Raw genomic sequence first — 10,068 nt, 5'->3', positions numbered from 1 at the left:
CAGCCCGCCCCCTTGCGCATACCTCATGCACTTGGCGTACCGCAGGGATCATGGACCGTCAGCCCTACCGACACCACGCTTTGAAGGTCAGTAGGAGTTCTAAGCGCTGAATGGGATCAGCATGCGTCCGGCTCTGGTCCGCGTGGCCAGCTCAGCTCGGGCGACATGGAGGTGACGGAAGAGCTTCTGGTTCCGGTGGTCGAGCCCGCCGACCGTCAGATGTCCGCTTCGCACCCAGGAGTAGACCGTCTGAACGCTGACGCTCGTGAAGAGCGCCGCTTCCTTGACCGTCATCCAGACCTCGTCCTCCACTGACGGCCTCCCCGGGAATGCGAAAAGGCCCCGGTCTCCGGAAGAGTCGGGGCCTGCCTGCGGACACAGTGGTCCCGCTGATCGCGATCATGCGGTTGTACAAGTGCAATGCGCAAGTACCTCTTCTGACGGGTGTCATGACGGGTCAGGCGCGGCTCTCCGCATCCCAGGCCCAGAATTCGCTGATGTTGCTCCTGGCGGTCGTGAAGGCATCGCTCTCCTTAGGGAGCCGACGCGCTCCACGACGCTCCGCGCCCACGCAGTCGATGGCGTGCTGACTGTTGCGACGTAGCCCTTGAAGACCTGGGGTTCGGGCTGGGGTGCAGGCGCACCCTTGGAGAAGTCGTATGTCATTGGATGAGTTTGCCGATGTCTCGTGCCGATGGGATCAGTTCGCGTGGGGCTGATCCCGTAAGTCCTCGGCGGTTGGCTCGCGCTATAACGCTGGACGCACGCACTCCCCCGACAGCCTCATGACGGGTCTGGGTAGTGTTCCCAGATTTCCTTGGGGAAGGGCTGGCGACGGAGAACAGTGCCCATCACGGTCCGGATGTCCGTCGTGGTGATGACGTACCTCGGCGGGCCAGGGCTCGGGGTCCGCCACGAACTCGGGCCAGACGTACATCTCTGCGTGGCAGTGCTCCAGGAAGGTCGCGTACGGCCTTGTCGTGGAAGCGAAGCGCCTGCTCCTCCAGGGTCCGGCACAGTTCCTCGCCCATGGAGCCCCACGAAAAGTAGGCGCTGCTGTTCCGGTCCGGCACTCTCTCCGCGAAGTGCTTGTGGAGCGCATAGCTGATCTTGATGCACTCATTGGCCGCAGCTTCGGCGACGCCGGACAGGTGCATTCGCTCGGCCTCGTGAGCTGTCTTCCGCTGCTGCCAGACAACGGCCCCCGTGGAGACCGCCGCACCGACTACAGCACCCCCGAGACCCACCAGCCCCGCCAACGTCTATGCCTGCACTGCTAGACCTCCCGGGCTCATGATCTGACGGGCGTCATGACGGGCCTGTCGCGCCTCCCGCGGCCTCTTCAGAGGGCTTCGTCTCCTCCAAGAAACGGTAAAGCTCGTTGAGTCGCTCGGAGTCCTCCTGGTCCAACCCGTGGTGCTCCTCCTCCGCTTCGAGCGACTCCAGCTCGCGCTGTGCTCGCTCGCGCTTGTCCCGCTCGATCTCCCTCTTGATGACCTCGGCCATGTTCCGGCGCTCCGGAGAGTCCGAACCCCGAACGAAGAAGCCCAGGACCTTGAGGGCCTCGGAGACCAAGAGGCCGGTCTCCAGCTTGTATTCAGGCCAAGCGGGCAGTCCGTACCAGGTCTTGATCTGCTGGAGGAGCTTCCCAACACGAATACGGGTGTCCTTGTGCTCATCCGGCAGCAGCATGAGCGTGCTGTTGGCCGTGGTCACCAGCATCTCGCGCTCTCGGTTCCAGGCCGCGCGGGTCTCCTTGGAGCCCATTCCCTGGAACGTCTGGATCTCCAGGTGGGCCTTCAGCTGAGTAAGGGCGTCGAAGGTGCGCTGGGCGTTCGCCTTGGCCTGGATGAGTTGGGCCGCCTTGTTGCTGCTCCGGGACTGGAGCCACGACCCCAGGATGGTGAAGCCGCCACCGACCAGGGCACCCAGCAAGGCGATGCCGAATTCCATCGACCAGAGCTTGTCCAAGAACTCGTTCATGCTGGTCATCATGCCGACGGGACCAACCCCGTGGGGCTGATCCCGTCAAGTCCTCGGCGGTGGTCGCCGCGATCGTGGGACGGCAGCTCGGCTGACGGCGGGCAGGGCGGTGTCCGTGGTCGGCGCGTGGGGGAGGGCCGGCCGCCGGGGCACAGTCGCCATCGCGGATCCGCGATACCGGTCCGGGGTGGTGGTCGGCGGGGCTACGGTGCACCGGTGAGCGACGAGGTGCAGGTGCCGGCCGGCACGAGCGGCCGGAGGTGGACGAGGTCCTCGCGGACGCGCTCACGGCTCAGGGCGAGGCGGGTGTACGGGCGTTGGGGCTGCTGCGGGACGCCCACCGGGTGTTGACGGGGACGGATTTCGTGCGGCCGGCGGAGGTCGCCGCGGCGTGTGTGCGCTCGGTGGCGGACGCGCTGCTGGGCCTGCCGGGTGCCCCGGTCACGGTGGGGCTGAAGCCCGCGGCCCAGGGCCTGCTGGCCGCGGTCGACGCCGCCGCGCCCCCCGCCGTCGAGGTCTCCGGACCGGACGAGCCGGCCGACGACACGCCCCCGGCTGACGAGGCCTCGCCCCTCACCGCCGAGGACTCGGAGCCGCACGGCCGGTCGTACTGGCCGGCCCCGCGCCCTCGGCTGGTGAGGCATCCCCGTCCGACAGGCCGGCCGTCGAAGCCGGTCCGGCCGGCGACACCGCCGGGGTGGGTGCGGCGTGGGCACGGGTGACAGCTGCCGCGGACGTGCTGCGCGCCGAGCTCGACCGCCCGGGCCGCTATCACCAGGCGCGGGCCCGGGGGATCGTCGAACGGCTGACGGGGGTGGAGCTCGGTGCGGCACAGGAGACCGCGCTGGATGTGTGGGGGACCGTCTACGGGGTGGCCTCGGGGATCCTGCACGGCCGCGCGGCGGACCCCGGCGAGGCCGCCGTCCTGTACGCGGACATCCTCGGTGCCGCGCGCGAGTTGCTGGTGCCGCTGCCGGGCCGCGCGGCCCGCGTCCTCAAGCTGGTCGCCCTCCAACACCCCGGCACCGCCGAGGCGAAGGAACTCGCCGACGGGGCGGACCCGCGCGCCGAGGCCTTCTTCTTCCGCTCCGGCCCCGCCCCCGCGTGGCTGGGCGTTCTGCAGGAGCAAGCGCCGCACTTGCTGATGCCGGACGGGGCGGCCGGCGGACGGTGGCCGGCCGCCCCGTTCCTCGACCACGTCGCCACCGCCGACCCGGCCGCCGCCCGCGCCTGGCTGAACGCACCGGCCGACAAGGCCGCCCCCGGCGTCCTGCGGGCCCAGCAGATCGCCGCCACCGGCCGATCCGCCCTGGACGCGCTGCTGGGCCTGGCCGTACGCCACTGGGACGCCGTCGACGCCGCCCAGCTCCAGGCCGCTCTGGCCGGCCCCGGCGTCCGGGACGGGGGCGTGGAGGCGGGGGCGAGGCTGCGCCTGGCGGCGCGGTGGGCCCGCGCGGTCCCGCGCGGGCCCACCGGACGGGGCAGTGGATCGGTGCGGTGGAGGGCCTGCTGGCCGGCGCGGTCCAGGACGAGCACACCGGCCACCTGGCGCTCGACGCGGTCGCCGAGCGCATGCGGGCCCAGATGAAGGCCGCCGGCCTTCTCGACGTCGACGGCGAGGACGTCGCGGGCGCGGCGGGCGCGGACTGGGTGGCGAGCGAGGAGGAGATGCGCGGGCTGACCGCCGTGCAGGTCGCCTCCCGCCTGCCCGACCACGACGTCGCGATGCTCTGGTGCGGGAGCTGGCGTGCACCGCCTACCCGGCCGGCCGCCGCGGCCCGGCACACCGCAACGTCGGCGCCGTCCGGGCGGTCCTGGCCAAACTGCTCGCCCACGACGTCGAGCTGACTCCCGAGCGGGCCCGGCCGGTCGTCTTCCACGCCGACCTGGACCAGGTGCGCGTCGGTGACAGCGCGGCGTTCGGCGGGCCGCGGCTGGCGCGCGCCGTGCTGGACGTGGCCGCGTCGGACGCGGACGCCGGCGCCGGCCTGGCCCAGCGCACCCGCCAGTTCCGGCGGGTGGCCGGACTCGATGCCCGCCTCCACACCCGCCTTCTGGCCGCGCACCTCGCCCACCGTCCGCCGGCGCCCTGGACGGGCAGGAGTGATGGCGGGAGGGCCTCGCGCTCGTCAGAAGGCCTACCGGCGCCGCGCCGCAGCCCACGCGGCGGCACAAGCCGAAGTCCGGGATCCGGTGGCCGAGTTGACGCAGGCCGCGGCGCCTTTCGTGGCCGGGAGCTCCTGGGGGATCTCCCAGTCCCTCTACAGGGCCCTGTACCGGCTGCAGACCGCCCACCGGGACGGTCCCCAGGGGCAGGAACTGGCCCTGGCCCGCCTCGCGTCCATGGATCCCGGCCGTCTCAGGATCCCGGACACGGCCGAGGGACACCGGCTGCGCGCCGCCCTCCGCCGGTGGTCACGCTCGCGGAGGTCGATCGCTTCGACTCCAGGATCCTCGGGTCGGTCACGGTGCAGGTGATCGCGGTATCTGCAGACATGACGATGCCCCCGTTCCCGGTGGGCCGGGGCGGGGGCATCGAGGAGCGAGGCCGCGGTGTGGGGCTTGCAGAGGTCAGGTGCGGTGACGCATGTGGAGGGTCTTGCGGGCGATGTCGTACGCCATGGTTGCGATGACCAGCGCGACCAGGGCGATGATGTGGACGGGCTCGGTGGGCGCGTGACCGGAGACGATGCCGGTGGCGAGCGCGCTGCTGCCGGTGAATGCCGTTGCTCCGGACAGGGTGGTGCGCTCGGGGATCGGCACGGACAGGGTGACCCGCCGGTCCGGACGGACGGTGCTGTTGGCGGTCTTGCGCGGCTGCCGCTGGGGACGCTTGCGGTTCTCCGGCACGGTGTTTCTCCTTGGCGTGGTGATCTTGGGGCGGGAACGGGCCCGCTACCTTGCTGCCTCGTATGGAGGTAGGGCAGCGGGCCGTTCGCGTTACACCCCTCTCGTCACATCCGCTGGTCCTCGTCGTGCGGAGCAGGCTGCTGGTCGATGCCGGGCTCGTGAAGGTCCTCGCGCAGGTGGCGCCACCAGGCGACGACGGCGGGCAGCAGCACCCAGGAGCCAGTGCTGAGCCACACGGGCACGCTGAAGGCCACATTTCCGGTCAGGACGATCGTGCCGTACAGCACGCAGAACCAGAGGACCAGATCCGCCTTGTGTCGCATGACCATGCGCCGCACGCGCCCGCTCGCTGTGTATCGTGCGTCGAACATTTGATCCATCGAGATCAGGTGTTCGATGGGCAGATGGGCCAGTTCGTGGGGCAGAACCGCACGTGTGCGCGGCGTCCGGCTTGTCCCGAAGCGACGCAGGACGCGCCGGCGCCGGGCGCGGTGACTGCCAGCGTTGTGGGCGGGTGCCGGATCCGTTTCATGGACCGCGCCGTCGGAATGTTCTGCCAGCGGCTTTTCCGGCGCCCCGGTAGGACTCGTGGAAGACAGCGTGTCCGCGGACGCGAATCCGGGCAGCCCCAGTTCCGTGCGCAGCACCTCGCCTTCACGGATCAGTTGGCGGACGAGTTCGTCGTGCTCCTGCTCGTCGACCGGGCACTCGGCGGCGCAGGGCGCGATGTTGTCGCCGAGATCATCGAGCGCGTTCTCCCCGCGCTGTGAGGGAGCTTCGAGGCCAGGGACGGCCGTGAACCAATCCCTGTCCGCGCCGTCCTGGTCGTATCCGTTGTTCGGGGCAACCCCGTCGGCATGCGTCACTGGTTCTCTCCTCCCTCATGCTTCATGATCTGTTGGATTCTGCGCCGGGCCCGGTGGGTCGCCACGCGCTCCGCCCCCCCAGTGATGCCTTTGGCCTGAGCGCGTTCCCTCGTGGACTGGCCGGCGTCGACGCCGAGCAGACTGTCGCGGTAGTTGCTGTTCAACTGCGGATGATTGAGCAGGTGTTCGAGCTCCTGCTCGGTCTGAGCGTCCTCGGCGGCCTGGTGCGGGATGTCTGCGCGTGACGTGGCCACGATTTCGCCATCGGCGACGACCAGGTCGGGATCCGTCCGCGCCAGGCGCTCCATCAGCTTTCTGCGGCGCTCCTCGCCGCGGCCGTGCGCGACCACCAGGTTCCTCAGGATGCCGTTGAGGTATCCGGCCTGTCTGCCCGGTTCCCAGTGCATCAGCTGGGGCCAGCGCACCCAGACGACCACAAGGGCCGCCTGTGCCACCTCCTCGGCCTCTCCTGTGCTCAGACCGTAGGCGGAGCCAAGCCGGACCGCGCGGCGCTGGTGGCCGCGTACGAAATCGGAGTAGGCGCGGACCGCTTCCGGCGGAGGAAACGATGTCTCCTCACCTCCGCGAGCAGTGTCATCACCCTCTGGACGCCCGGTGTGCGTGCTCACGCGCACCTGCTCTCTGCAGGGGCCATCAGCCGTCCTTGCTCTGCCGGTTGCGGGGCGAATGACACCCCCTTACACAAGGAGGTAGCGCGAACCCGCCAGCCCGTTACACCTCTCGCCCCGAAAAACTTGGTGTGGCCCCTGGGCCCCCGCCCCGCCCCGGCCGACGAGGGTCCCGAAAGGGACCCGGCCCCCTCCCCGCACGCGGCCCCGGCAGGGGCATGCCCCACAGCCGGCCAACGGCCGGCCCCGCTTCTTGACGTGCTGCTCCCTGCCGATGGCGATGACGTGAAAGGGGATGTTCGAGGGTATTCGGCGGGCGGGGAGCCGGATCCCGTCCTGGCCGGCGTAGTACAGACGGGCCGCGGGCCGCTACCGCGCTCCCGGAAGCCCGGTGCCGGCAGCGGGATGTCCAGGGTGCGGGTCGACCGGGTCCCGGGCGCCCGACTCGTGCGGCGGTCGTACGGGAGGGCGTCGACGCGGCTGCTGCTCGGCGGGCAGGCTGGAGGGACGTCGGCGGGCCAAGGAGCGGGCGGCGACGACCGGCGGCATCGTCATCGACACCCGCGCCCGGCTCGGCTACACCGCGCCGATCGGGTCGACGGACCAGGACCGCATCCGGCACCTGACCGTCGCGCTGCCACCGCAATACGCGGCGCGCCTCTTCAAGGCCCAGGAGCAGGGCGCCACCGAGCAGCGTCTCCAAGAGCTCGCGGCTGAGGCGCTCAAAGAGGTGTACTTCCAGGACGGCGGCCGCCGCGCCGGCCAGCTGGAGGAGATCCGGTTCACGGACATCGAGCACCTCGAGTTCGACCTATGGCTCTCGAACATCCGCGAGCCCCGTCGACAGCATCATGCTGTGGTCAGAGCCGGTCGGCCCGCCCCGAACTCGACGTCCACGACAGCGGAGGCGATTTCGTCCTTGCGCCACTTCCCGGGAGAGTCGTGGTTCACCAGACCGCCCGCGTAGGCCATGCGCGCCAGTTCTGCCTCGGTGTGGTCGCGCATCAGCTCATTCATCCGCCGCGCCCGCGCCCGCCCCCGTGCCGCCTGGCTCTCGTGCTCTTCCCACGTCACCGTGTCGCCCTGGCCGTGGTCTTCCTACGCCTGTGCATCCGACCGCGCGGGCCGGACAAAACCGTCGTCCCGGCAGCTCCGATCGCAGTCCGTGCTGTGGCGTACCTGTCGCGCAGGCTAATTGATCTTGGTTGTGACCTGCTATTGCTCAGCTGTACTGAGTGGTACGTCTGTCGCCCAGGGGAGGCTAACGCCGGGCCGAGGCGTTGGCGATGGGCGATACGTGGGTTGAGCTGGTCGTTTTGTTCTGCGCAGTGAGCTGAGCGTCATGCTGGCTTTTGCGCAGTGTGGTCGGCGCGCCTATAGGCAGGGGGAGTTGGCGGCTGTTCCCGGCTGGTGGAAGCGGGTTGTTCAGCGGGCGTGCAGGCGTTGCCAGAGCAGGTCGTGGTCGGCGGGTGCGAGGCGGGGCAGTTGGAGGCGGCTGGCCAATTGGTGGAGGAAGGCGGTCTGCTCTGTGCGTGTCAGGGGGTGCGGGGGCAGGCGGTCGAGGGCTGTGGCGAGGGTGAGGGTCTCGGGGTAGGTGATCAGGGCCCGGCAGGTCAGTGTGGGGGAGGCCGGGCCTGAGGCGAGGTGGGGGTTGGCGGTGGTGAGCTGTCTCAGGGGGGTGTGCCAGCGGATGTGGAGGTGCTGGTGGTGGTCGTACCAACGCGTGGTGATCGTTGTTGACCAGCTCAGGGAGGACGCCGTTGGTGGGCGGCGGGCGGTGAGGCGGGCATGGGCGAGTTCGGGGACGGAGCGGATGTCGAGGGGGGTGCGCTGTCTGGGGTCGCTGGCGGCTTGTTGGTGGCGGGTGCAGATCATGACCCGGGGCGAGTTGGGTGCTGGGTGGATCCACGCGGGGGCGGCTTGGTGTGGGCTGTGGCGGATGGTGCAGGCGGTGCACGCCGGCAGCGGCTGCACCGCGGGCTGGACGGGCTGCCAGCGGGCCAGGGCGGCGTGGGCCATGCCGATGGAGGCGGGCGGGGGCTGGCGGGCCAGTGCGCGGGCGAGGTGTGCGGGTGGGATGCGGGTGAAGTCTGACAGGCGGCGGGCGGCTTCGGTGCTGAGGTGGATTTCGGTGGCGGGCGGGGCGGGGGAGGTGCCGGTGGCGGTGATGTGCAGGCCGTCGAGGAGCTGGGCAGCGGTCAGGTGGTAGGCGGCTGCGAGGCGGGTGAGGTAGGAGGCTGCTGTCTCGCGGGGCAGCGGCCGCACGCGCAGCGCGCCGGGCGGGATGGGCCACATGGTGCTGGCTGGTACCGCGGGGCGGCTTGCGGTGTGGGTGGTCACCGGCTGCCGGGCCGGGTGCGGCGGGTGGGGGTGCGGGGCCGGTAGTGCTCCTCGGCGAGGTGGTCCAGCGAGATGCCGTCCAGCAGCGTTTTGGTGATGCGTTCACTGCCGTCCAGGAGGGCTTCGATGGCGGCCTGGCGGATCAGGCGGGAAAGGCTGCCGATGCGTCCGGCGGTCCGTTCGTGCAGGTACGACGCCAGTCTGGGCAGGCTGCCGGTGCGGTGGGCGTGCAGGTCGAGGGCCGCTTCCAGGGCGGCGATCAGCTCGCGGAACGGCTCGCGCTCGCCGGCGCGGGCGGGCAGCGCCCCGCAGTCGATCAGAGAGGCGCGCCCGGCCAGCTGCGCGCCGCGTACCCCGGTGAACACCGCGCTGGCGGTGACGTCGATGCCCGCATAGACGAACGTGGCGCCAACGCGTTCGGTGAGGTCCTCAAGCCAGTCGGCGGCCTCCGCGCCGCTGGAGGTGCGCGGGTTGAGCCGGTGGATCTCGTCGATCAGCACCAGCTTCACCCCGGCCGCGGTGTAGGTGTGGCAGACGGCGGTAGTGATCTGCGCGGTGGTCATGCGGGTGGTGACGGGGATGCCGAGGAAGCGGGCGAACTCGCAGGCCAGCGTCTTGGCCGTGGCGCCGGGCGGCACCAGTACGTAGGCGACGGGCACGCTGTCGTCGCCGGGGTGGGCGCGGCGGGTGTGGGCCAGGTGGCAGGTCCGCCCGACCTCGAGCAGCGCGGTTGTTTTGCCGGTGGTGGCCGGGCCGGTGACGATCAGGGACGGGCGGGCGGTGACGTGCTGGTGGCGGCCGAGGATCATCAGGGTGCGCACGCTGCGAGAGAGGTTCTCGATGGCCGGGGTGCGCACGGTCACGAACTGTGAGTGGTAGGCCAGGCGTTCCTCCAGGGAGCGCGGTGCCTGGCCCGGCTGCGGGGGTGCGGGCGGGACGGTGGCGGCGAACCGGTCGAACGTATCGAATGTGGTGACCGCTCCCGAGGCTGGCTCCTCGACGGCGGGTGTGGTCTCGGGGCTTTTCACCAGTGCTCGGCCTCCTCGAATGCGTCATACAGCGCGAATCGGCCGGCCAGCGGGGAGAGTTCATCGCCGTCGGCGGGTCTGCCGTCATCGTCACGGGCGTGGGCTTCGACGGCGTCGAGACTGTCCTGGGCCTCCGCGTCGTCATCCGCTGCCTGTGGGCCCGCCGCTGCTGCCACTGCTGCGGACGGGGCTGCTGCCGTGGCGGGTGCGTCACGGCCGGGTAGGGGGCGGGACCGCCGCAGGACCTGGTCGGCTGCTTCGGCCAGGTCGGCCTCGTTGTCGTCGCCCAGTTTTTCTGAGTGGTTGCTGTGGCTGCGAGCTGGGGTTTCTCAGTTCCTGTGGGTGATGTTCGCGATGCCCTGGGGGCTCGCA

General features: G+C 70.7%; 11 protein-coding genes and 1 pseudogene. 4 read left to right on the top strand and 8 right to left on the bottom strand.

Annotated features, from left to right (window positions below; translation table 11 throughout):
- Positions 1-99: 99 nt before the first annotated feature.
- Positions 100-312 (bottom strand): helix-turn-helix domain-containing protein, encoded by a 213-nt coding sequence (locus tag ACFY2L_RS38920; RefSeq protein WP_390824714.1) that lies wholly within the window; start codon positions 310-312, stop codon positions 100-102.
- A gap of 996 nt (positions 313-1,308) precedes the next feature.
- A complete protein-coding gene (locus tag ACFY2L_RS38915; protein WP_390824713.1) occupies positions 1,309-1,983 on the bottom strand; it encodes a hypothetical protein in 675 nt (224 codons plus the stop codon).
- A 260-nt stretch (positions 1,984-2,243) separates the two neighbouring features.
- On the opposite strand from ACFY2L_RS38915, the gene ACFY2L_RS38910 reads away from it, so the two are divergent.
- The 3 genes from ACFY2L_RS38910 to ACFY2L_RS38900 are packed head-to-tail and all read left to right on the top strand — an operon-like array spanning position 2,244 to position 3,831.
- A complete protein-coding gene (locus ACFY2L_RS38910; RefSeq protein ID WP_390824712.1) occupies positions 2,244-2,705 on the top strand; it encodes a hypothetical protein in 462 nt (153 codons plus the stop codon).
- Positions 2,702-3,571 (top strand): hypothetical protein, encoded by an 870-nt coding sequence (locus ACFY2L_RS38905; protein WP_390824711.1) that lies wholly within the window; start codon positions 2,702-2,704, stop codon positions 3,569-3,571. The genes ACFY2L_RS38910 and ACFY2L_RS38905 overlap by 4 nt, the downstream gene beginning before the upstream one ends.
- Positions 3,481-3,831: a hypothetical protein gene (locus ACFY2L_RS38900; RefSeq protein ID WP_390824710.1), complete on the top strand. Its 351-nt coding sequence runs from the start codon at positions 3,481-3,483 to the stop codon at positions 3,829-3,831. Before ACFY2L_RS38905 ends, ACFY2L_RS38900 begins: the two co-directional genes overlap by 91 nt.
- Before the next feature lie 723 nt (positions 3,832-4,554).
- Here the strand turns inward: ACFY2L_RS38900 and ACFY2L_RS38895 are convergent.
- The 3 genes from ACFY2L_RS38895 to ACFY2L_RS38885 all read right to left on the bottom strand — a co-directional run bounded on the left by ACFY2L_RS38895 (position 4,555) and on the right by ACFY2L_RS38885 (position 6,328).
- Positions 4,555-4,833: a hypothetical protein gene (locus ACFY2L_RS38895; RefSeq protein WP_390824709.1), complete on the bottom strand. Its 279-nt coding sequence runs from the start codon at positions 4,831-4,833 to the stop codon at positions 4,555-4,557.
- A 104-nt stretch (positions 4,834-4,937) separates the two neighbouring features.
- Complete coding sequence (locus tag ACFY2L_RS38890; RefSeq protein ID WP_390824708.1) at positions 4,938-5,699, bottom strand: hypothetical protein; 762 nt, start codon at positions 5,697-5,699, stop codon at positions 4,938-4,940.
- Positions 5,696-6,328, bottom strand: a complete 633-nt coding sequence (locus ACFY2L_RS38885; RefSeq protein WP_390824707.1) for an RNA polymerase sigma factor — start codon at positions 6,326-6,328, stop codon at positions 5,696-5,698. Before ACFY2L_RS38885 ends, ACFY2L_RS38890 begins: the two co-directional genes overlap by 4 nt.
- 508 nt (positions 6,329-6,836) lie before the next feature.
- Here ACFY2L_RS38885 and tpg point away from each other — a divergent pair.
- A pseudogene (tpg, locus tag ACFY2L_RS38880) lies at positions 6,837-7,142 on the top strand (telomere-protecting terminal protein Tpg); the annotation flags it as partial.
- Between the two features lie 611 nt (positions 7,143-7,753).
- Here the strand turns inward: tpg and ACFY2L_RS38875 are convergent.
- Genes ACFY2L_RS38875 through ACFY2L_RS38865 form a run of 3 tightly spaced genes read right to left on the bottom strand, consistent with a single transcriptional unit; the run spans position 7,754 to position 9,872 of the window.
- Positions 7,754-8,623 (bottom strand): TniQ family protein, encoded by an 870-nt coding sequence (locus ACFY2L_RS38875; protein WP_390824706.1) that lies wholly within the window; start codon positions 8,621-8,623, stop codon positions 7,754-7,756.
- A gap of 41 nt (positions 8,624-8,664) precedes the next feature.
- Positions 8,665-9,696 (bottom strand): TniB family NTP-binding protein, encoded by a 1,032-nt coding sequence (locus ACFY2L_RS38870; RefSeq protein WP_390824705.1) that lies wholly within the window; start codon positions 9,694-9,696, stop codon positions 8,665-8,667.
- The gene (locus ACFY2L_RS38865; protein ID WP_390824704.1) at positions 9,693-9,872 is read right to left on the bottom strand and encodes a hypothetical protein; all 180 of its coding nucleotides are present in this window, start codon (positions 9,870-9,872) and stop codon (positions 9,693-9,695) included. The genes ACFY2L_RS38870 and ACFY2L_RS38865 overlap by 4 nt, the downstream gene beginning before the upstream one ends.
- Positions 9,873-10,068 lie beyond the last annotated feature (196 nt).

This window comes from Streptomyces sp. NPDC001381, assembly GCF_042895685.1.
Classification (GTDB): domain Bacteria; phylum Actinomycetota; class Actinomycetes; order Streptomycetales; family Streptomycetaceae; genus Streptomyces.
This window is presented reverse-complemented; position numbering and strand designations above follow the sequence as displayed.